Raw genomic sequence first — 21,024 nt, 5'->3', positions numbered from 1 at the left:
CGGCGGCCGTCATGGCAGGCTGGACAGCTGGAGATACCTGCTCGTCCGACCCGCCGGAGCCTGACCGTGGATCAATTGGCCCTGCTGTTCGCGTTGTTGCTCGGGGCCGTGGTGAGCGTCCCGGTGGGGGAGCGGCTGAAGCTGCCGGCGCCCGTCCTGATGACCCTGCTCGGGATCGTCCTCGCGCTGCTGGACTTCGTGCCGAACGTCGAGATCGAGCCGGAGCTGATCCTGCCGCTCCTGCTGCCGCCGCTGCTCTACGCGGCCGTGCGGCGCACCTCCTGGCGGCAGTTCGCGGCCAACGTACGGCCGATCCTGCTGCTCGCCGTGGCGCTGGTGTTCGTCACCACCCTGTGTGTGGCCGCCGTCGCCCAGGCGATCGTGCCGGGGCTGCCGATCGCCGCGGCCGTGGCGCTCGGCGCGCTGGTCGCGCCGCCCGACCCGGTCGCGGCGACCGCCGTCGCCGGGCAACTGGGGCTGCCGCGGCGGCTGGTGTCGATCCTGGAGGGCGAGGGGCTCTTCAACGACGTCACGGCCATCGTGCTGTACCACGTGGCGATCGCCGCGGCCGTCAGCGGTTCCTTCCACGTCGGGGAGGCCGCGTTCGAGCTGGTCCTCTCCGCGGTCGTCGCCGTCGTCATGGGCATCGCCCTGGGCTGGGGCGCGAACAAGCTGATGGACCTGCTCGGCGACGCGACCCTCCAGATCGGGCTGACCCTCCTCGTGCCGTACGCCTCCTACGTGCTCGCCGAGGAGCTGCACGGGTCCGGGGTGCTCGCCGTGCTCACCACCGCCCTGTTCCTCGCCGAGTACGGCACCGACGCCGACGACGTGCTCACCCGGCTCGCCGGGCACACCTTCTGGGACATCGTCGACACGCTCGTCACCGGGGTGGCCTTCGGGCTGATCGGGCTCGAACTGCACAACGCGATCCGCACCGCGTCCGGGCGGTGGGGCGAGATGCTCGGCTGGGCGGCCGCGATCGTCGCGGTCGTCGTCCTCGTCCGCCTGTTGTGGCTGCTGCCCGCGACCTGGGTCGCCAAGCGGCTGCACGCCCGGCAGGACTACGCCGAGGAGATCCCGATGACCTGGCGGGAGACCGTCGTCATGTGGTGGTCGGGGATGCGGGGCGTGGCGTCCGTGGCCTTGGCGCTGGCGATTCCGCTGAAGACCGACGACGGGGGCGCCTTTCCCGACCGGGACGAGATCGTGTTCATCGCCTTCGGGGTCATCATGGCGACGCTGGTGCTCCAGGGGCTGACCCTGCCGTGGCTGGTGAAGCGGCTCGGGGTGAAGGCCGACACCGAGCGGGAGAAGGAGTTCGAGAAGACCCTCGCCATCCGGGCGGCCAGGGCGGCCAAGCGGCGGCTGAAGGAGATCGAGGACGTCGAGGAGCTGCCGGAGGAGCTGTCCGAGCAGATGTTGCGGCGGGCCTTCGACATCGGGGTGCGGATCAGTCCGGACATGGGGGACGAGGAGCGCCGGGAGGCGCACCAGCAGCGGGCGAAGCGGCTGAAGCGGGTGCGGCGGATCCAGGGGGAGATGCTGAGCGCGGCGCGGCACGAGGTACTGGCGGCGCGGAGTGAGCCGGGGGCGGATCCGGAAGTGGTGGACCGGGTGCTGCGGCATCTGGACGTGCGCAGTCTGCGGTGATCCGACAGTCGTATGGCCTTCGTGTGAACCCGGGTGACGGGAGACACAGCCCTTTTTTAGGGTGGAGCCATGGCTCGCAACGTGGTGATCAGTGGTGGCGGTACGGGGATCGGGCTCGCTGCGGCCCGTGTCTTCGCGGCGGACGGCGATCGGGTGCTGCTGCTCGGGCGGCGGAAGGAAGTGCTGGAGGAGGCCGGGGTGCCCGGGGCGCTGACGTACGCCGCCGATCTCAGCGACACGGCGGAGGTGCGCGGGGTCGCCGAGTTCGTGAGGCGGGAGCTGGGGGCAGTGGACGTGCTCGTCCACAGTGCCGGCGGCACCGGGCAGCTCGAACCGCCCGCCGCCGGAGACGATCCGCTGGACGCCGTCGCGCACAACTGGACCGTCAACTTCCGGCTCAATCTGCTGACCGCCGCGCTGCTCACCGAGGCCCTCAAGGACCGGCTCGCCTCGCCCGGCGGACGCGTGCTGTTCGTCAGTTCCATTGCCGCCTACCGGGGGTCCGGGAGCGGGGCGTACGGGGCCGCCAAGGCGGGGCTGCATCCCTACGCCCACGACCTGGCCCGGGATCTCGGGCCGCGGGGCGTCACCGTGAACGTCGTCGCGCCCGGCTACATCGAGGACACCGAGTTCTTCGGCGGCGCCATCGACCCCGCCCGTCGGGAGCGGCTCATCAACGACACCGCGAACGGTCGGGCCGGGACCCCGGGGGACGTCGCCGAGACCCTGCACTGGCTGGCCTCGCCCGGCGCCGGACACGTCACCTCACAGATCGTGCAGGTCAACGGGGGCGCCGAGCGGGGGCGTTGAGCGGTTTTCTCTGGGACCGTCAGCGGCTCTGCCGCGGGGGCTCGTGGACCCTGCGGGGCGCGCCGTCCGGAGAGGCGGACGGGCGGGCGCCGTTTCTGCCCGGGGGCTGAGCCGAGTCGGCCGTGTTGACGCGGGGGAGGGCGTACGGGTGGTGGTCGGTCAGCCAGCGGATCATCTGCTCGCGGACCGTCACCCGTACCTTCCAGATGTCGTCGGCGTCCTTGGCGGTCACCAGGGCCCGCACCTGCATGGTGTTCGGCGTCGAGTCCGTGACCGTCAGATCGCAGGCACGGCCGTCCCACGCCGGGCACTCGCGCAGGATGTCGCGGAGCTTCTCGCGCATCGCGTCCATCGGCGCCGAGTGGTCGAGGTGCCAGTAGACGATGCCGGTCATCTGGGCCCCGCCGCGCGACCAGTTCTCGAACGGCTTCGAGGTGAAGTACGACACCGGCATGGTGATCCGGCGTTCGTCCCAGGTCCGGACCGTCAGGAAGGTCAGCGTGATCTCCTCGACCGTGCCCCACTCGCCGTCCACCACGACCGTGTCCCCTATGCGCACCATGTCGCCGAACGCGATCTGCAGCCCCGCGAACATGTTGCTCAGCGTGGACTGGGCGGCGACACCGGCGACGATGCCGAGGATGCCGGCCGAGGCCAGCAGCGAGGCACCGGCCGCGCGCATCGCCGGGAACGTCAGCAGCATCGCCGCCACCGCCACCACACCGACGATCGCGGCGACGACCCGCATGATCAGCGTCACCTGGGTGCGCACCCGGCGGACCCGGGCCGGGTCCCGGTGCATGCGCGCGTACCTGCTGTACGACGTCTCGACGACCGCCGCCGCGATCCGGATCACCAGCCAGGCCGCCGACCCGATCAGCACGAGCGTGAGGGTCTGCCCGATGCCCACTCGGTGCTCGCGCAGCACCTGGGCCTCGTCGTAGGCCCCTCTGAGCATCGCGGCGCAGAGCACCAGCTGGTAGGGGATGCGGCCGCGGCGCAGCAGACCCCACAGCGGGGTCTCGCTGTGCCGTGCGTCGGCCTTGCGCAGCAGCAGGTCCGTGGCCCAGCCGATGACCAGCGTGAGCAGGACCGAGCCACCGATGACGATCAACGGTCGGAGTACGTTCTCCATGACCCCGAACCTAACCGGCACCACGGGGTCATGAACATGTGACTTCCGCGGAGATATGGGTACGGGCGCGCGCCGCCGCTGTCGTACCCGGCTGGCACCATGGCCTCATGAACATCATGCTCTTTCACTCGACCTACGGTCTGCGGCCCGCCGTCCGCCAGGCCGCCGACCGGCTGCGCGCCGCCGGACACCAGGTCTGGACACCGGACCTCTTCGAGGGGCGCACGTTCGAGACGGTCGAGGAAGGCATGGAGTTCAAGGAGGGCGTCGGCAAGGACGAGCTGCTCAAGCGGGCCGTGCTGGCCGCCGCGCCCTACTCGGAGCGGGGCCTGGTGTACGCCGGGTTCTCGTTCGGCGCCTCCGTAGCGCAGACCCTCGCCCTCGGCGACGACAAGGCACGCGGGCTGCTGCTCCTGCACGGCACCTCGGACATCGCGGCCAACGCCACCGTGGACGAGCTGCCGGTCCAGCTGCATGTCGCCGAGCCGGACCAGTTCGAGACGGACGACTGGCTGAGCTCCTGGTATCTCCAGATGGGCCGCGCGGGAGCCGACGTGGAGATCTATCGGTACGCCGGGGCCGGTCACCTCTACACCGACCCCGACCTGCCCGACTACGACGAGGAGGCCGCCGAGGCCACCTGGCGGGTGGCGCTCGGCTTCCTCGACTCGCTCTAGGTCAGCCGGCGCGGTAGGCCGCGAAGCTCTGCTGCATGCGCGTCACCTGGCCCGCGGTGAACTGGTACATGCAGCTGTCGTACGTGTAGTCCATGAAGTTGTGGATCGGGTCCACGCCGGTCTTGTTGGTGCAGCTGTCGCGGCCGGTCGGGCACTCGAAGGCGGCGCTCTTCTCGGCCGGGGTGTCGCTGACGTAGTCGCCGTTGCCGCTGCAGCCGCCCTGGAAGGTGTGGTACAGCCCCATCCAGTGGCCGACCTCGTGGGTGGCGGTGTCGCCCTCGTTGTAGTTGGTCGCCGAGCCGCCGGGCAGGGACGTGTCGAGGATGACGACACCGTCCATGGCCGGGCTGGACTTGTACGAGCTGGGGAAGGTGGCCCAGCCGAGGAGGCCGTCGCCGAGGTTGGCGGTGTAGATGTTGAGCGCGTTCGCGCCGCCCTTGCGCAGGGCGGTCTTCATCGCCTTCTCCTCCGCCGAGCCGGAACCGACGTTGTACCAGGCCGCGTTGTCGGTGTAGTCGGTGCCGGCCAGCGTGAACTGGTAGCCGGAGTCGACGTTTCCGGTGCCCTGGCCGGCGTAGGCGGCGTTCAGGACGTTGATCTGGGCGGTGATGGCGGCGGAGCTGAGGTTGCCGGTGGCGCCGTCGTGGATGACGTGGAAGTACACCGGGATGGTGGTGGAGGACGCGGCGGCGAGGCTGCGGCTGCCGGACTTGGGCAGCTTGGCGAGCTTGGCCTTGAGGTCGGCGTTCATCGCCTGGGCCTTGGCGGCGGTGACCTCGTTGGGCTCGGCGGCGTGCTTGCCGTTGCCCGGGCGGGCCTCGCGGGCCGCCGCGTGGGTGTCCGTGTCGGCGCAGTCGGCGGTCGGAGTCTGGGCCGCCGCGAGTCCGGTGGGCGCCGACACGGGAGTGAGCAGCAGGGTTCCGGCCACAACGGCCGTGCCGAGAAGGCGTCTGCGCATAGTGGGGGATATCCGGGCAAGCGCACGCATTCTGACTCCTAGCGGATGCGTTGGGGAGAGCGGTCGCAGGGGTCTTCCTGGCCGCCGCCCGGAGATTACGTGTACATGCCCAGCCTGTAAATGCCTTCCGATCACCTTCTGACCGGGCGAGGAGCGCGGCCGTATACGAACACGGGCCGCGCTCCTCGCCGTTGGCCAGAACCTGACTACACGGGGTCGTACGTCCGCTCGACCTTCTGGGTGCCGGACTTCGTGCGGTACGAACGGGCCCAGGACGAGGTCGCGTTGGCCTTCGTCTTGTCGGAGACGACGTAGTAGTCCATCTGCGCGCGGTCGGCGGTGATGTCCAGGACGCCGTAGCCGTGGCGGTCGGTGTCGACCCAGTGGACATGCCGGTTGGCGGCCTTGATGATCGGCGCGGCGAGCGCGGAGACCGTGCCCTCGGGGACCTTCACGAGGTCGTCGAGGTTGTCGGAGGTCACCGAGGTGACGACGAACTCGGTCGCGGCCGAGGCCGACAGCGGATACGTACCGGCGTCCACCGGCACGTCGTTGGCCCACGCCATATGGATGTCACCGGTCAGGAACACGGTGTTGCGAATCGCGTTCGAGCGCAGGTGGGCCAGGAGTTCACGGCGGTCGTCCGTGTAGCCGTCCCACTGGTCGGTGTTGAGGGCGAGACCCTCCTGCGGCAGTCCGAGCAGCTTGGCGAGCGGCTTGAGCAGGTCCGCGGAGAGCGAGCCGATCGCGAACGGCGAGATCATCACCGAGTTGCCGACCAGCCGCCAGGTGGTGTCGGAGGACTTCAACCCCGCCTTCAGCCAGTCCAGTTGGGCCCGCCCGGTGAGGGTGCGGTCCGGGTCGTCGACCGAGCCGTTGCCGACGGACACCTGCTGCGAGCGGAAGGACCGCAGGTCCAGCAGGGACAGATCGACCAGCTTGCCGAAGCGCAGCCGCCGGTAGGTCGTCCCCGCGATCGCCGGGCGCACCGGCATCCACTCGAAGTACGCCTGCTTGGCGGCCGCCTGGCGTGCGGCCCAGGTGCCCTCCGTGCCCTCGGTGTGGTTCTCCGCCCCGCCCGACCAGGCGTCGTTGGCGAACTCGTGGTCGTCCCAGATCGCGACGACCGGAGCCACCGCGTGCAGCGCCTGGAGGTCGGCGTCGGTCTTGTACTTGCCGTGCCGCACCCGGTAGTCGGCGAGGGTGAGGATCTCGTGGGTCGGTGCGTGCTGCCGTACGACGGTGTCGCGCGTGCCGTACTCGCCGGTGCCGTACTCGTAGATGTAGTCGCCCAGATGCAGCCAGGCGTCCAGGTCGCCGCGGGTGGCGAGATGGCGGTACGGGGCGAAGTAGCCGGCCTCCCAGTTGGCACAGGAGACCACGCCGAAGCGGAGGTTGGACACGGCCGCGTCCGCCGCCGGCGCGGTGCGGGTGCGCGCCGCCGGGGAGTCGGTGCCGCCCGCGGAGAAGCGGAACCAGTAGGTCGTGGCGGGGGCGAGGCCGCGGACGTCGGCCTTGACGGTGTGGTCGGAGGCGGCGGTCGCGGTGACGGAGCCCTTGGCGACGATGTTCGTGAACGCCTTGTCCGTGGCGACGATCCAGCTCACCTCGGTGTCCGGGCCGAGCCCGGAGCCGGGTATCGCCGCGGCCACGGGGGTCACCCGGGTCCACAGCAGGATGCCGTCGGGCAGCGGGTCGCCGGAGGCGACGCCGTGCAGGAAGGCGGGGGCCTCGTCGGCGGCGCCGGCGGGGAAGGGGGCCGCGACGAGGGCGGCGCCCGCGGTGGCGGCGGCGGCCTTCACGACCGTACGGCGGCGCGGCGCCAGGGAGTTGAGGCGCTCGGATGCTCTGTGTCTACTGGTCACGACCGATCAGGTTACTGATCGGTATGAACGAGAGCGGGCGAACCGGTGAAAGTTCGCCCGCTCTTTGACCGAAGGCCTGGGTCAGGCAGGGATCAGACCTGGATCAGGCCTTCAGAGCCGCCTCCAGCGCGGTGTTGAACTCGGCCACCGTCATCGGCGCGTTCTCGCCGTCGGAGCCGGTCAGGGTCTTGCCGTCCATCTTCAGGGTCGGGGTGCCGCCGATGCCGTCCTTGTCGAAGACCTTGGCCTCCTCCAGCGCCCACTTGTCGTAGGTGCCGTCCTTCACGTCCTTCTGGAACTGCTTGTTGTTCTTCAGGGCGTCGACCGTGTTGGCGATCTTGATGAGGTAGGCGTCGTCCTTGAACTTGTCGTCGGTCTCCGCGGGGTGCCACTTCGTCGTGTACATCGCGGTCTTGTACTCGAGGAAGGCCTCGGGGCTGACGTTGAGCGCGGCGCCGAGCGCGCTGAGGGCGTTCTTGGAGCCCTCGCCGGTCAGCTTGTCGTCCAGGAAGGTGGCGCCGACGTACTGGATCTTGAACTTGCCGGCGTCGAGGTCCTTCTTGACCGTCGGGCCGACCGTCTGCTCGAACTGGGCGCAGACCGGGCAGCGCGGGTCCTCGTACATGACGAGGGTCTTCTTGGCGCTGCTCTTGCCGATGACGACGGTCGTGCCGCTCGCGCCGGTGGTGTTGGCCGGCTTGACCAGCTTGTCGTTCTTGGCGTCTTCCCAGTAGCCGGGCTTGTTGCCCTGGACGACGGCGTAGCCGATGCCGCCGGCTATCGCGAGGACGCCGACTATGGAGCAGGCGACGATGACCTGCCGCTTGATCTTGTCGCGCTTGGCCTGGCGCTCGCGTTCCTGACGCAGGCGCTCGCGCGCCGCCGTCTTCGCCGACTGGCTGTTCCGCTTGCTCATGGGGGATCTCCGTAAGGGGACGCGCACACGTGGGTGCGGATACGTAAAAGGGGGTGGTGATGCTCGGTGCTGTGCGTGGTCGTTCAGACGAGAGCGGCCGAGCAGGGCGGTCCACGCCGTCCCAGGGAGTGCACGAGAAGCCGGTCGCGGGCGACGGTCGTACGACGACGGGGGCGCCGCGGGACGCGGGGCGCCGGGGTCCGTCGTACCGCCACCGCGGCGACCGCGAGCAGGAGCGGGCGGAACGTCGTCGCCGCCACCGCCCGCAGCAGCTGGGCCAGCGCCCGCTCGCCGCGGCGCAGCCAGGCGGCGGCCAGCAGGCCGACGCCGATGTGCGCGCCGAGCAGCAGCCAGGCGGCCTGCGGATCGGCGTGGGCGAGGACGCTCGCGAGCCGGTCGGTGTCGGCGCCCGTGACCCGGGCCAGGGGGCTGCCGACGCTGGTGCCGTCGCCGCAGAACACGTCCCAGCCGACCGAGCGCAGCGGCCCCGCGACAGGGCCGCCCGCGGCGCCGTAGCAGACGTGCTGCCCGGTGGTGAGGACCGTGTCCGCGGCCAGCTCCAGCGGGACCAGCAGGGCGGCGATCCGCCCGAAGCTCCGCTCCCGGCCGGCCAGGGCGTACGCCACGGCGAACACGGCGACCGCGACCAGGGCCACCGTGTTCAGCGGGAGCGGGGCGCGGGACAGCAGTACGTGCGACGCGGTGCTGAGCGTCACGACGAGTGCCGTGAACAGCGCCGCGCGGAGCGCTCGTAGCTGGGTCCCGGATATGTCCATAGCGACAGAGAGTGTGTCACGCGCCCCTGTAAGGGACCCCTAAAAGGTCCCTGTGAGCGCCCCTATCGTTATCGACATCCGTGCGGTTTCCGTCACAGGCCTTCCGTCACAGGCCTTCCGTCACAGCCCCGGAATCCGGCCGTTGCGGAACAGGTCCACGAAGATCTGGTGGTCGGCACGCGCGCGTGCGCCGTAGTCGTGCGCGAAGGAGACCAGGAGCTCGCCGAAGCCCTCCTCGTCCGCCGCGATCGCCGCGTCGATGGCCCGCTCGGTGGAGAACGGCACCAGGGACTCGCCGGACTGGTCGTCCGCCGCCCCGTGCATGGTCGCCGTGGCCCGGCCGAGGTCGGCGACGACCGCCGCGATCTCCTCCGTGTCGTCGATGTCACCCCAGTCGAGGTCCACCGCGTACGGCGAGACCTCGGCGACGAGCTGCCCCGCGCCGTCCAGCTCGGTCCAGCCCAGCCACGGGTCGGCGTGCTGCTGCAGGGCGCGCTGGGAGAGGACCGTGCGGTGGCCCTCGTGCTGGAAGTAGCCGCGGATCGCCGGGTCGGTGATGTGCCGGGAGACGGCCGGGGTCTGGGCCTGCTTGATGTAGATCACGACGTCGTTCTCCAACGCGTCGCTGTGGCCCTCCAGGAGGATGTTGTACGACGGGAGTCCCGCCGAGCCGATCCCGATGCCGCGGCGGCCGACGACGTCCTTCACGCGGTACGAGTCCGGGCGGGCCAGCGAGGTCTCCGGCAGGGTCTCCAGGTAGCCGTCGAAGGCGGCCAGCACCTTGTACCGCGTGGCCGCGTCCAGCTCGATGGAGCCGCCGCCCGGGGCGAACCGGCGCTCGAAGTCCCGGATCTCGGTCATCGAGTCCAGCAGTCCGAAGCGGGTCAGCGCGCGGGCGTCGCGCAGCGCGTCCAGGAGCGGGCCCTCGGCGGTGTCCAGCGTGAACGGCGGCACCTCGTCGCTCTTGGCGCCGGTCGCCAGGGCGTGGATGCGCTCGCGGTACGCGGCCGCGTAGACGCGCACCAGCTCGGTGATCTGCTCGTCGCTGAGCGCCTTCGCGTAGCCGATCAGGGCGATCGAGGCGGAGAAGCGCTTGAGGTCCCACGTGAAGGGGCCGACGTACGCCTCGTCGAAGTCGTTGACGTTGAAGATCAGCCGGCCCGTGGCGTCCATGTACGTGCCGAAGTTCTCGGCGTGCAGGTCGCCGTGGATCCACACGCGCGACGTGCGCTCGTCGAGGTACGGGCCGCCGCGCTTCTCGGCGTCGAGGTCGTGGTAGAAGAGGCACGCCGTGCCCCGGTAGAACGCGAACGCCGAGGCCGCCATCTTGCGGAACTTCACGCGGAACGCTGCCGGGTCGGCGGCCAGGAGCTCGCCGAAGGCGGTGTCGAAGACGGCGAGGATCTCCTCGCCGCGAGGCTCGGCGTTGAGCTGCGGTACCGACATCGCGGGGTGCCTCCTGGTGCATGTGTACGACAGCGTTTCTGTCGTCTCAACGGGTGGGCCCGCGCGAAAGTGCCCGCGAGAACCCTCGCTGTGAAGGTACGCGGGGCGGCCCCCGGAGTGTCAGTCCCGAGGCATAGACTTCGACGCTGTCCCCCGAACTGTCCGCCAGCCTGTCGCCGAGGGTTTCCCAGGAGGCCAAACCGTGTCGAAGCCGCCGTTCACGCACCTGCACGTCCACACCCAGTACTCCCTGCTGGACGGTGCCGCGCGGCTGAAGGACATGTTCGACGCGTGCAATGAGATGGGCATGACCCATATCGCCATGTCGGACCACGGCAACCTCCATGGGGCGTACGACTTCTTCCACTCCGCGAAGAAGGCCGGGGTCACGCCGATCATCGGCATCGAGGCCTATGTCGCCCCCGAGTCCCGGCGCAACAAGCGCAAGATCCAGTGGGGCCAGCCGCACCAGAAGCGGGACGACGTCTCCGGTTCCGGCGGTTACACCCACAAGACGATCTGGGCGGCGAACGCGACGGGTCTGCACAACCTCTTCCGGCTCTCCTCGGACGCCTACGCCGAGGGCTGGCTGCAGAAGTGGCCCCGGATGGACAAGGAGACCATCTCCCAGTGGTCCGAGGGCCTCATCGCCTCGACCGGCTGCCCCTCCGGCGAGCTCCAGACCCGGCTGCGCCTCGGCCAGTACGACGAGGCCCTGAAGTCGGCCGCCGAGTACCAGGACATCTTCGGCAAGGACCGTTACTTCCTGGAGCTGATGGACCACGGCATCGAGATCGAGCGCCGGGTCCGCGACGGCCTCCTCGACATCGGCAAGAAGCTCGGCATCCCGCCCCTGGTGACGAACGACTCGCACTACACGTACGCGCACGAGGCGACGGCCCACGACGCCCTGCTCTGCATCCAGACCGGCAAGAACCTCTCCGACCCGGACCGCTTCAAGTTCGACGGCACCGGCTACTACCTGAAGTCCACGGACGAGATGTACGCCATCGACTCCTCCGACGCCTGGCAGGAGGGCTGCCGCAACACCCTCCTGGTCGCCGAGCAGGTCGACACCGCCGGCATGTTCGAGGCCAAGAACCTCATGCCGAAGTTCGACATCCCCGAGGGCTACACCGAGGTCACCTGGTTCAAGGAGGAGGTCCGCCGCGGCATGGAGCGCCGCTACCCGGGCGGCATCCCCGAGGACCGCCAGAAGCAGGCGGACTACGAGATGGACGTCATCATCTCGATGGGCTTCCCCGGCTACTTCCTCGTCGTCGCCGACTTCATCATGTGGGCCAAGAACAACGGCATCGCGGTCGGCCCCGGCCGAGGCTCCGCGGCCGGTTCGATCGTCGCCTACGCCATGGGCATCACCGACCTCGACCCGATCCCGCACGGCCTGATCTTCGAGCGGTTCCTCAACCCCGAGCGCATCTCGATGCCCGACGTCGACATCGACTTCGACGAGCGCAGGCGCGTCGAGGTCATCAGGTACGTGACCGAGAAATACGGCGCCGACAAGGTCGCCATGATCGGCACCTACGGCAAGATCAAGGCCAAGAACGCGATCAAGGACTCCGCGCGCGTGCTGGGCTACCCGTACGCGATGGGCGACCGCATCACCAAGGCCATGCCCGCCGACGTCCTCGGCAAGGGCATCGACCTCAACGGCATCACCGACCCCTCGCACCCGCGCTACTCGGAGGCCGGCGAGGTCCGCGGGATGTACGAGAACGAACCGGACGTGAAGAAGGTCATCGACACCGCCAAGGGCGTCGAGGGCCTGGTCCGGCAGATGGGCGTGCACGCCGCCGGCGTGATCATGTCCAGCGAGACCATCACCGAGCACGTGCCCGTCTGGGTGCGCCACACCGACGGCGTGACCATCACGCAGTGGGACTACCCGAGCTGTGAGTCGCTCGGCCTGCTGAAGATGGACTTCCTTGGCCTGCGCAACCTGACGATCATGGACGACGCCGTCAAGATGGTGAAGTCCAACAAGGGCATCGACCTGGAGCTGCTGAGCCTCCCGCTGGACGACCCCAAGACCTTCGAACTGCTCCAGCGCGGTGAGACCCTCGGCGTCTTCCAGTTCGACGGCGGCCCCATGCGCTCGCTGCTGCGTCTGATGAAGCCCGACAACTTCGAAGACATCTCCGCCGTGTCGGCCCTGTACCGCCCGGGCCCGATGGGCATGGACTCGCACACCAACTACGCGTTGCGCAAGAACAAGCTCCAGGAGATCACCCCGATCCACAAGGAGCTCGAAGAGCCCCTCAGGGAGGTCCTGGACGTCACCTACGGCCTGATCGTCTACCAGGAGCAGGTGCAGAAGGCCGCCCAGATCATCGCCGGCTACTCGCTCGGCGAGGCCGACATCCTCCGCCGCGTGATGGGCAAGAAGAAGCCCGACGAACTGGCGAAGAACTTCACCATCTTCCAGGCGGGCGCCAAGAAGAACGGCTACAGCGACGAGGCGATCCAGGCCCTGTGGGACGTGCTGGTCCCCTTCGCCGGCTACGCCTTCAACAAGGCGCACTCCGCCGCGTACGGCCTGGTCTCGTACTGGACGGCCTACCTCAAGGCCAACCACCCCGCCGAGTACATGGCCGCGCTGCTGACCTCCGTCAAGGACGACAAGGACAAGTCGGCCGTCTACCTCAACGAGTGCCGCCGCATGGGCATCAAGGTGCTCCCGCCGAACGTCAACGAGTCGGTGCACAACTTCGCCGCCCAGGGCGACGACGTGATCCTCTTCGGCCTGGAGGCCGTGCGCAACGTCGGCACCAACGTGGTCGAGTCGATCATCAAGAGCCGCAAGGCCAAGGGGAAGTACGCCTCTTTCCCCGACTACCTCGACAAGGTCGAGGCCGTCGCCTGCAACAAGCGCACCACCGAGTCGCTGATCAAGGCGGGCGCCTTCGACACCCTCGGCCACACCCGCAAGGGCCTCACCGCGCACTTCGAGCCGATGATCGACAACGTGGTCGCGGTCAAGCGCAAGGAGGCCGAGGGCCAGTTCGACCTCTTCGGCGGCATGGGCGAGGAGGAGAGCAGCGAACCCGGCTTCGGACTCGACGTCGAGTTCACCACCGACGAGTGGGACAAGACCTATCTGCTCGCCCAGGAACGGGAGATGCTCGGTCTGTACGTCTCCGACCACCCGCTCTTCGGCCTGGAGCACGTGCTGTCCGACAAGGCCGACGCGGGCATCGCCCAGCTCACCGGAGGTGAGCACGCGGACGGCGCGGTCGTCACCATCGGCGGCATCATCTCGGGCCTGCAGCGCAAGATGACCAAGCAGGGCAACGCCTGGGCGATCGCCACCGTCGAGGACCTCGCCGGCTCCATCGAGTGCATGTTCTTCCCAGCCACCTACCAGCTGGTGTCGACCCAACTCGTCGAGGACGCCGTGGTGTTCGTCAAGGGCCGCCTCGACAAGCGCGAGGACGTCCCGCGCCTGGTCGCCATGGAGCTCCAGGTCCCCGACCTGTCCAACGCGGGCACCAACGCCCCGGTGGTCCTCACCATCCCGGCGACCCGGGTCACCCCGCCGATGGTCAGCCGCCTCGGCGAGATCCTCAGCCACCACAAGGGCGAGAGCGAGGTCCGGATCAAGCTCCAGGGCCCGACCAAGACCACGGTCCTGCGCCTGGACCGGCACCGGGTGAAGCCGGACCCGGCGCTCTTCGGTGACCTGAAGGTGCTGCTCGGCCCGTCCTGTCTGGCGGGTTAGCCGTACGTCGAGAGGGCGCGTCCGGGAACCGGATGCGCCCTCTCTGTGTGCCTGGGTCTCAACAACCCGCAGGTCTCAACAACCCGTAGGTCTTGACCCGTTATGCAGATGTCAGTTGTGACCGAAGCGCTTCTGCTTGCCCTTGCGGGCCATGTCACCCGGAGTCACCTGGGTCATGCGCTGCTCGGCCTGCGCCTCCATCGAGTGCTGCTGGGCCTGCTGCTGACCACGCTCGGACTGCGGCTGCTTACGTTCACGGTTCTTGTTCTTGGCCATGGTGATCTGCCTCCTGAGGGGGATCTAGGGGCCAGGGCCGCGACCAGATTCACATAGGCTGACAAAGAACGCATTTCGGATAATTACCGTGTGTGACAGGGGTTGTCGTCCGGTGATGCCCCGAAACGCCACGCCGAAGATCGAGTTCCGGCCGTTAACCTCCGCGCGGTCGGGCAGACTCGAAGGAAGCCCGAAGCAAACCTCCCGGGAAGAGGGTGAGTCGCGTGGACCGCTGCATCGTCCTGGTGGACGCCGGCTATCTGCTGGGGGCGGCCGCCTCCCTCCTTGCCGGGGAACCTTCCCGATCCCGGATCACCGTCGACCACCCCGCCCTCATCCAGGGCCTGCGCGACCGCGCCGAGTCGGACACCGAGCGGCCGTTGCTGCGCATCTACTGGTTCGACGGCGCCCCCGACCGCGTCCCCCAGCCCGAACACCGCCGGCTGCGCGTGATGCCCCGGGTCACCGTCCGGCTCGGCGCCCTGACCCGCAGCGACGGACGCTGGGCCCAGAAGGGCGTCGACGCCGCCATGCACGCCGAGCTCACCGAACTGGCCCGCAACCGCGCCTGCTCCGACATCGTCCTCGTCACCGGCGACGGCGACCTGCTGCCGGGCATGATGGCCGCCAAGGAGCACGGCGTCGCCGTCCACCTGTGGGCCGTGCAGGCCGCCGACGGCGACTACAACCAGTCCGAGGACCTGGTCGCCGAGGCCGACGAACGCCGCGTCCTGGACCGTACGTGGATCACCAAGGCCGTCCGGGCCAAGGAACTCGGCGGGATCTGCGCGCCGCCGCCCGCGCCCCGGCCCGAGATCGCCGCGATCCTCTCCGCCCCGCTGCCCGAGTCCGCGCTCGCCGCGGCCGCCGAGCGCACCGCCGAGGAGGGCGAGCACACCCCCGCCGCCCCGTCCGAGAACGGCACCCAGGAGCGGGTGCCCGCGCCCAAGGGCGTGCCCACCCCCAAGGACCTCGCCGCCCTGCGCGCCCCGGGCGTCCAGCCGCAGCACCCCGCCAACGCCACCCTGCGCTGGTCCTCCGACAAGGGCTGGGTCGACCGGCCCGGGGGCGCCGCCGAACCGCCCGAGGTCGCCTCGATGCCGACGCTCGCCCAGCTCACCACCGCCGAGCAGCGCTGGGCCGACCGGGAGGAGGACATCACGACCGTCGGAGGCGACCCCTACGAGGTGGGGCAGGTCTTCGCCCGACGCTGGATGGAGCGCTTGGGCGACCAGAGCCACCTCCAGAAGCTGTCCGGGATGTACCCGCGCATCCCGCACCGCATCGACGGGGAACTGCTGCGCTACGCCGCCCGCTTCGGACTGCTCGCCCACAAGGACGACCAGATCGACGAGCACGACCGGTACGCCATCAGGGCCGGGTTCTGGCGCGAGATCGACGTCCGCACGGCCGCGGAGCACGCGCCCGCGGGGGAGTGAAACGGCACATACCCCGCCCCCAAGGGGGAGCGGAGCTTCCCGACCCCGTAGGCTCGTCCCTTGTGAGTACGCGCGCGGGACAGGCACTTCGGCATGGCGACGATGTCGTGTGCGCGGTGCGCGGACTGACCAAGACCTATCCCGCGGTACGGGGCAGGCGCGGGGTTCCCGCGACGCCCGAGGTGCGGGCCACCGACGACGTACGACTCGACATCCGCCGCGGTGAGATCTTCGGGCTGCTCGGGCCGAACGGCGCCGGCAAGTCCACCCTCGTACGCCAGCTGACCGGCCTGATGCGGCCCGACAGCGGCACCGTCGAGATCCTCGGGCACGACATCGTGCGCCACCCGGAGCGGGCCGCGCGCATCCTCGCCTACCTCGGCCAGGAGTCCACCGCCCTCGACGAGCTCACCGTCTCCCTCGCCGCCGAGACCACCGGACGGCTGCGCGGCCTGGAGGCGCGTGCGGCCAGGGCCGAGCGGGACGCCGTACTCGACGAACTGGGGCTCGCGCCCATCGCCGGGCGGGCGATCAAGAAGCTGTCCGGCGGTCAGCGGCGGCTGGCGTGCTTCGCCGCCGCGCTGGTCGGGGAGCGGCCGCTGCTGGTGCTCGACGAACCGACCACCGGCATGGACCCGGTGGCGCGGCGGGCCGTGTGGGCGGCCGTGGACCGGCGCCGGGCCGAGCGCGGCACGACCGTCCTGCTCGTCACCCACAACGTCATCGAGGCCGAGACCGTCCTCGACCGGGTCGCGGTCCTCGACCGCGGCCGGGTGATCGCCTGTGACACCCCCGTCGGGCTCAAGGAGCAGGTCGCCGGGGAGGTCCGGGTCGACCTGGTGTGGCGCGAGGCCGCGCCGCTGCACGTCCCCGAGGTCGCCGCGCTGCACGACCGGGCCGTCGAGACCGGACGCCGCTGGACGCTCCGGCTCGCCCCCGAGGAGGCCCGCGCGGTCGTCGCCACCGTCACCGGCGGCGCCGCCTTCGCCGCCCTCGACGACTTCACGCTCGCCACGCCCAGCCTGGAGGACGTGTACCTGGCGCTCGGCGGGGCGGCGCGGCAGGGGCTGGTGAAGGCGTGAACGCTTTGAAGGCTCTTGAGTCAGGCTTGAGCGAGCGGGCCGTAGCATCCGTACGGAGACGGAACAGGGCGAACGTATCGGTGACCCCGTGGGTGAAAGGGAGCAGCGCCACGTGAGTGTCGTACCCGCCGAGGTGCTGCCGGGCGGCGCCCTGGCCGTCGAGGAGACGGACCGGGACGCGGCCGAGCTCGGGCCGCGTGCGCGGCTGTGGCCGGCGCTCGTCGCCGTGTACCGGGCCCAGCTGTCCCGGGCCCGGGTCGCGCGCATCCCGCTGCTGTTCGTGGCGACCTTCCAGTCCGTCGGGATCATGATCCTGATGCGCGGGGTCGTCGACGGCGGGGCCGAGGCACAGGCCGTGGTCGCGGGCTCCGCGGTGCTCGTCGTGGCGTTCGTCGCGCTCAACCTGCTCGCCCAGTACTTCGGGCAGCTGCGGGCGAGCGGCGGCCTCGACCACTACGCGACGCTGCCGGTGCCGCCCGCCGCGGTGGTGCTGGGCGCGGCGGGGGCGTACGCCTCCTTCACCGTCCCGGGAACCGTGGTGACCGCGGTGCTCGGGTGCGTGCTGTTCGGGCTGCCGATGGCGCATCTGTGGGTGCTCGTCGCCGTGATCCCGCTCGCCGGGGCCGCGCTCGCCGGGCTCGGGGCGGCCTTCGGGCTGCTCGCGCCGCGGCCGGAACTGGCGACCGTGCTCGGCCAGTTGGGCATGTCCGCGGCGCTGCTGCTGGGCGTCCTGCCGGCCGACCGGATGCCGGAGGGGGTGCGGTTCCTGCGGGACCTGCTGCCCTCGACATACGGCGTCGAAGCCTTCGCGCGGACCTTCGGACCGCATCCCGACTGGGCGTTCGTCCTCGGTGACCTGGCCGTCTGCGCGGCGGTCGGGGTCGTTTCCCTCGGCGTCGCCACCTGGGCCTACCGTCGAGCGGCCGTCCGGTGACGCGCCGCACAGGCGGGCCTGGCACGATGTCAGGGTGACCGCACCGCTGACTCCTCCGCCGCCGCCGAGCGACCCCTCTCCGCACCAGGCCTGGCAGGCACCGCCGCCGTACGGTGCCGGTGGGCCCGGAAGCCTGTACGAACAGGACGGCCCCGGAATGAAGACCGAACTGCGGGAAGCCGCCGTGATCACGGTGGCGGTGGCGCTCGGTGGGCTGCTGCTGGGTGTGCTGTGGTGGTGGCTGGCGCCGCATGTGCCGCTGGTCGGGGACATCGTCGAGAAGCGCTGGATCGTCTACGTCAAGGACACCGAGGGCGAGCAGGCGGTCGGCGTCGACGGCACGTTCGCGCTGCTCGGGCTGGCGTTCGGAGTCGTGAGCGCGGTCGTCGTGTTCCTGCTGCGGCGGCGTGGGGGTGTGCCGTTGGTGGTGGCGCTCGGGGTCGGGGGGCTGCTCGGGTCGCTGCTGGCGTGGCGGGTCGGGGTGTGGCTCGGGCCCGCGCAGGATGTGCTGGCCCATGCGAAGTCCGTGGGCAGGGGGGTGACGTTCTCGGCGCCGCTGAAGCTCGGGGCGAAGGGGGCGTTGCTGGCGTGGTCGTTGGGGGCGCTGTTGGTGCACCTGGGGCTCACGGGGTTGTTCGGGCCGCGGGATCCTGAGCTGCCGGTGTATGGGGCGGGGCCTTACGGGGCGAAGCCCTCGGCGTAGCTCGTGAGGTGCCCTGGGCGGGGGCTTGGGCGGGGGTGGGTCTCGCTCGCCCGCGCTGGCGGGGTGCCGCTGCGCCCACCCGTGCCGCCCCAGCGGCACGACTGCCCGCAGCTACGCGGGGATACGGGTGCCGCTGCATGGGCGGGCGCCGCCTCAGCTGCGCGACGGCCCGCCGGGGCGGTCGGAGCACGCCTCTACGCCGGGCGCCTGCCGTGGTTCGAGCGGCCCTTCTTTGTGCGCCATTTCCGCTTTCGCGTTTTCTTCGACATGTTCCTCGTACTTAACCGAGGAACGGACCCGCGTCGAGAGGTCAGGCGCGGCCGATGGGGGCCAGGACCGCGTCCGTGAGTTTCGCCAGGTCCTGCGGGGCGAGTTCGACCTCCAGGCCCCTGCGGCCCGCCGAGACGCAGATGGTGGGGTGGGCGGAGGCGGAGGCGTCCAGGACCGTGGGGAGCTTCTTGCGCTGGCCCAGCGGCGAGATGCCGCCCCGGACGTAGCCCGTCGTGCGCTCGGCGAGGGTCGGGTCGGCCATCGCCGCCCGCTTGCCGTTCACCGCCGCCGCCAGGGCCTTCAGGTCCAGCTGGCCCGCCACCGGGACCACCGCCACCGTGAGGGTGCCGTCCACGTCCGCGACGAGGGTCTTGAAGACGCGCTCGGGGGAGACGCCCATCGCCTCGGCCGCCTCCTCGCCGTAGGAGGGGTGGTTGGGGTCGTGGTCGTAGGAGTGGACCGTGTACTCCGCTCCTGCCGCCGTCAGGGCCACCGTTGCGGGGGTGCCGCCCGTCTGCTGTGCCTGCTTCTTGGACTTCTTCGCCATCGGTCGTCCCTCGGACTCAGTTCAGACTCGTCGGGCCGCGCGTCAGTTCCGACGCCGGCAACGACGGCAGATTACGGATGATCGCCGTCTCCGAGCGAAGGAGTTTCAGCTCGTCCCGGAGGCGGGACGCCGTGTCGGGGGCCTGGAGCAGGCGCTGCTTCGTGGGGGTGTCGAGCATCATCGCCGCCGCGACGAGGTAGGAGACGACCGCCGGTTCGTCCGGGAGTTCCGAGCCGGAGGCCAGGGAGCGTTCTCGGGCGCCCGCCAGGCGCTTCTGATAGGCGCGGAAGGCCCTCAGGACGCCTTCGGCCAGGGCGCCGGCCTCCTCGCCCCGCTCCTCCGGGAGTTCTTCCAGTTCGGCGACGAGATACGGGCCCGAGGCGTCCACGGACAGCAGCTTCACCCGGGTCGTGCCGGTCGCCAGGACCTCGAACGTGCCGTCGGCCCGCTCCCTGATCGTCGCCGCGTCCGCGATGCAGCCGGTGCCGTGGAAGGCCTTGGCGGGGTCGACGCCGAAGCCCGCCGCCGGGCCGCGTTCGGGCACGGACGTCGGATCGGGCATGCCCGGTTCGCTCGCCGCCACCTCGTGGCCGTCGCGAATGGCGACGACGGCGAAGCGGCGCGGTTCGTCCTCGGGGGTCTTCAGAAGTTCGCGCATCATGGCGCGATAGCGCTCCTCGAAGATGTTCAACGGGAGCACCAACCCCGGGAACAGCACCGAGTTCAGGGGGAAGAGCGGAAGCCGGACGGTGGTCACGGCGCAAAAGCCTAATGGTCGCGGGAGTGTGCGCGTCCGCGGTGCCCACTCCGTGGATGACCGGAGGCCGATCGCAGCCGGATCTCCTCCCGCAGTTCCAGGAACCGGCCCAGCGGGTCGTCGGAGACCAGTTCCCAGGGGAACGAGGTGGCGTACGGGCCGATCCGCCGCAACTGCTCCAAGGCGTCCTCGCGGCGGTCCAGCAGCGCGAGGACGTATGTCAGCTTGTTCCGCATCTCCGCCGGCCACGGGTCCGCCGCCGGGAACCGGGCCGACAGCGTGATCGCCCGGTCCACCGCCGCGTCCAGCCGGGCCCGGGGTACGTCCGGGCCGCAGCCGTCGGTCAGATAGGCGAGCGCGGCCCGGGTCGGCAGGGCCTGGACGAGGGAGTCGGCCGGGGCGTCCTGCGCGGCCGTCTCCGCGAAGTCGAAGCACTCCCGGTGCGAGCCGTGCCAGCTCTCGGCGAGGTAGCGCAGGGCGGCGGCATGGCAGCTGTAGTGGTGCGGGGCGCGGCGGATCGCCGCCTCCCACAGCTCCTCGAAGTACTTGTGCCCGGCGCGCGAGCCGTGCGCGTGGTCCAGCGCGATCCGCCACGGCACCGGATCGCGGTCGTCACCGCGCGCGGCGGCCGTGATCAGCGGGCTCACCTCGCGCAGCAGCTCCTCCCGCGCGGGCGATCCCCAGACGCGGGTCACGGCGAGCTGGGCGGCGACCACGAGCATGTCCGGGTCGCGCGGAGCGGCCGTACGCCAGGACTCGAACCACTCGGGGCGCGCGCACGCGAAGGACGCCAGGCGTACGACGTACCGGTCGCGGTGTTCCCAGGCGGCGCTCGCGCGGGTGCCCGCGAGCAGGGCGGCCGCCACCTCGTACGTCCCCTGCCCGGCGGCGACGAGGGCCGGGCCGAGCCGGTCGTCGGGCGCGTCGAGAAGCACCTCGTCGTCGGCCGGCAGCGCGACAGGCGGGTGCTCGACGGTCCTGGCCGTCCGGGAGGAGCGGACGAACGGGGGCAGCAGAGCCATGGTGTCGACCATTGAA

General features: G+C 70.6%; 18 protein-coding genes. 8 read left to right on the top strand and 10 right to left on the bottom strand.

Translation table 11 applies throughout. The features are described 5' to 3' along the window. Positions 1-66 precede the first annotated feature (66 nt). A complete protein-coding gene (locus tag CRP56_RS11355) occupies positions 67-1,653 on the top strand; it encodes a Na+/H+ antiporter (RefSeq protein ID WP_097262879.1) in 1,587 nt (528 codons plus the stop codon). A 69-nt stretch (positions 1,654-1,722) separates the two neighbouring features. Further along, positions 1,723-2,463, top strand: a complete 741-nt coding sequence (locus CRP56_RS11350) for an SDR family NAD(P)-dependent oxidoreductase (protein WP_097262877.1) — start codon at positions 1,723-1,725, stop codon at positions 2,461-2,463. A gap of 19 nt (positions 2,464-2,482) precedes the next feature. Here CRP56_RS11350 and CRP56_RS11345 read toward each other — a convergent pair whose 3' ends face one another. Further along, positions 2,483-3,598, bottom strand: coding sequence for a mechanosensitive ion channel family protein (locus CRP56_RS11345; protein WP_097262875.1), 1,116 nt, complete (start codon positions 3,596-3,598; stop codon positions 2,483-2,485). Positions 3,599-3,705: 107 nt separating this feature from the next. Here CRP56_RS11345 and CRP56_RS11340 point away from each other — a divergent pair, with 107 nt between their 5' ends. Further along, the gene (locus CRP56_RS11340; RefSeq protein ID WP_097273931.1) at positions 3,706-4,275 is read left to right on the top strand and encodes a dienelactone hydrolase family protein; all 570 of its coding nucleotides are present in this window, start codon (positions 3,706-3,708) and stop codon (positions 4,273-4,275) included. 1 nt (position 4,276) lies between these two features. Here CRP56_RS11340 and CRP56_RS11335 read toward each other — a convergent pair whose 3' ends face one another. The 5 genes from CRP56_RS11335 to CRP56_RS11315 form a co-directional block, all read right to left on the bottom strand. Next, complete coding sequence (locus CRP56_RS11335) at positions 4,277-5,233, bottom strand: zinc metalloprotease (protein WP_373559636.1); 957 nt, start codon at positions 5,231-5,233, stop codon at positions 4,277-4,279. Positions 5,234-5,439: 206 nt separating this feature from the next. Next, complete coding sequence (locus CRP56_RS11330; protein WP_097262871.1) at positions 5,440-7,098, bottom strand: alkaline phosphatase D family protein; 1,659 nt, start codon at positions 7,096-7,098, stop codon at positions 5,440-5,442. A gap of 103 nt (positions 7,099-7,201) precedes the next feature. Further along, a complete protein-coding gene (locus CRP56_RS11325) occupies positions 7,202-8,014 on the bottom strand; it encodes a DsbA family protein (RefSeq protein ID WP_097262869.1) in 813 nt (270 codons plus the stop codon). 83 nt (positions 8,015-8,097) lie between these two features. Further along, the gene (locus CRP56_RS11320; RefSeq protein ID WP_097262867.1) at positions 8,098-8,790 is read right to left on the bottom strand and encodes a hypothetical protein; all 693 of its coding nucleotides are present in this window, start codon (positions 8,788-8,790) and stop codon (positions 8,098-8,100) included. Between the two features lie 120 nt (positions 8,791-8,910). Then, positions 8,911-10,236 (bottom strand): DUF2252 domain-containing protein, encoded by a 1,326-nt coding sequence (locus CRP56_RS11315; RefSeq protein WP_097262865.1) that lies wholly within the window; start codon positions 10,234-10,236, stop codon positions 8,911-8,913. A gap of 202 nt (positions 10,237-10,438) precedes the next feature. On the opposite strand from CRP56_RS11315, the gene dnaE reads away from it, so the two are divergent. Next, a complete protein-coding gene (gene dnaE, locus CRP56_RS11310) occupies positions 10,439-13,978 on the top strand; it encodes a DNA polymerase III subunit alpha (protein WP_097262863.1) in 3,540 nt (1,179 codons plus the stop codon). 111 nt (positions 13,979-14,089) lie between these two features. On the opposite strand, the gene CRP56_RS47515 is transcribed toward dnaE, so the two are convergent. Next, the gene (locus CRP56_RS47515) at positions 14,090-14,254 is read right to left on the bottom strand and encodes a hypothetical protein (protein ID WP_097262861.1); all 165 of its coding nucleotides are present in this window, start codon (positions 14,252-14,254) and stop codon (positions 14,090-14,092) included. Between the two features lie 224 nt (positions 14,255-14,478). On the opposite strand from CRP56_RS47515, the gene CRP56_RS11300 reads away from it, so the two are divergent. The 4 genes from CRP56_RS11300 to CRP56_RS11285 all read left to right on the top strand — a co-directional run bounded on the left by CRP56_RS11300 (position 14,479) and on the right by CRP56_RS11285 (position 18,412). Further along, entirely contained in the window at positions 14,479-15,693 is a 1,215-nt protein-coding gene (locus tag CRP56_RS11300; RefSeq protein WP_097262859.1) for an NYN domain-containing protein, read from the top strand. Positions 15,694-15,800: 107 nt separating this feature from the next. Further along, positions 15,801-16,775: an ABC transporter ATP-binding protein gene (locus tag CRP56_RS11295; RefSeq protein WP_097262858.1), complete on the top strand. Its 975-nt coding sequence runs from the start codon at positions 15,801-15,803 to the stop codon at positions 16,773-16,775. A 112-nt stretch (positions 16,776-16,887) separates the two neighbouring features. Next, positions 16,888-17,709 (top strand): ABC transporter permease, encoded by an 822-nt coding sequence (locus CRP56_RS11290; protein WP_097262856.1) that lies wholly within the window; start codon positions 16,888-16,890, stop codon positions 17,707-17,709. A 34-nt stretch (positions 17,710-17,743) separates the two neighbouring features. Next, complete coding sequence (locus CRP56_RS11285; protein WP_097262854.1) at positions 17,744-18,412, top strand: AAA family ATPase; 669 nt, start codon at positions 17,744-17,746, stop codon at positions 18,410-18,412. Between the two features lie 310 nt (positions 18,413-18,722). Here the strand turns inward: CRP56_RS11285 and ybaK are convergent, their stop codons facing one another. The 3 genes from ybaK to CRP56_RS11270 are packed head-to-tail and all read right to left on the bottom strand — an operon-like array spanning position 18,723 to position 21,020. Continuing rightward, positions 18,723-19,229 carry a Cys-tRNA(Pro) deacylase gene (gene ybaK, locus CRP56_RS11280; RefSeq protein WP_097262850.1) on the bottom strand — a complete coding sequence of 169 codons (507 nt, stop codon included), beginning with the start codon at positions 19,227-19,229 and terminating at the stop codon, positions 18,723-18,725. Between the two features lie 16 nt (positions 19,230-19,245). Beyond that, positions 19,246-19,986, bottom strand: a complete 741-nt coding sequence (locus CRP56_RS11275; RefSeq protein WP_097262848.1) for an LON peptidase substrate-binding domain-containing protein — start codon at positions 19,984-19,986, stop codon at positions 19,246-19,248. A gap of 11 nt (positions 19,987-19,997) precedes the next feature. Continuing rightward, positions 19,998-21,020: a hypothetical protein gene (locus CRP56_RS11270; protein WP_097262844.1), complete on the bottom strand. Its 1,023-nt coding sequence runs from the start codon at positions 21,018-21,020 to the stop codon at positions 19,998-20,000. Positions 21,021-21,024: the final 4 nt, after the last annotated feature.

It is taken from the genome of Streptomyces sp. TLI_55 (genome assembly GCF_900206255.1).
Classification (GTDB): domain Bacteria; phylum Actinomycetota; class Actinomycetes; order Streptomycetales; family Streptomycetaceae; genus Streptomyces; species Streptomyces aquilus.
The sequence above is the reverse complement of the archived record's forward strand: the minus strand, read 5'-3'. Positions and strand labels throughout refer to the sequence as shown.

Bases quoted from the DNA above. Each gene is read 5' to 3' on its own strand.
- CRP56_RS11350 (WP_097262877.1), top strand. From the start codon at position 1,723: ATGGCTCGCAACGTGGTGATCAGTGGTGGCGGTACGGGGATCGGGCTC.
- CRP56_RS11320 (WP_097262867.1), bottom strand. From the start codon at position 8,790: ATGGACATATCCGGGACCCAGCTACGAGCGCTCCGCGCGGCGCTGTTC.
- CRP56_RS11335 (WP_373559636.1), bottom strand. From the start codon at position 5,233: ATGCGCAGACGCCTTCTCGGCACGGCCGTTGTGGCCGGAACCCTGCTG.
- CRP56_RS11315 (WP_097262865.1), bottom strand. From the start codon at position 10,236: ATGTCGGTACCGCAGCTCAACGCCGAGCCTCGCGGCGAGGAGATCCTC.
- CRP56_RS11270 (WP_097262844.1), bottom strand. From the start codon at position 21,020: ATGGTCGACACCATGGCTCTGCTGCCCCCGTTCGTCCGCTCCTCCCGG.
- CRP56_RS11325 (WP_097262869.1), bottom strand. From the start codon at position 8,014: ATGAGCAAGCGGAACAGCCAGTCGGCGAAGACGGCGGCGCGCGAGCGC.
- ybaK (WP_097262850.1), bottom strand. From the start codon at position 19,229: ATGGCGAAGAAGTCCAAGAAGCAGGCACAGCAGACGGGCGGCACCCCC.
- CRP56_RS11345 (WP_097262875.1), bottom strand. From the start codon at position 3,598: ATGGAGAACGTACTCCGACCGTTGATCGTCATCGGTGGCTCGGTCCTG.
- CRP56_RS47515 (WP_097262861.1), bottom strand. From the start codon at position 14,254: ATGGCCAAGAACAAGAACCGTGAACGTAAGCAGCCGCAGTCCGAGCGT.
- CRP56_RS11340 (WP_097273931.1), top strand. From the start codon at position 3,706: ATGAACATCATGCTCTTTCACTCGACCTACGGTCTGCGGCCCGCCGTC.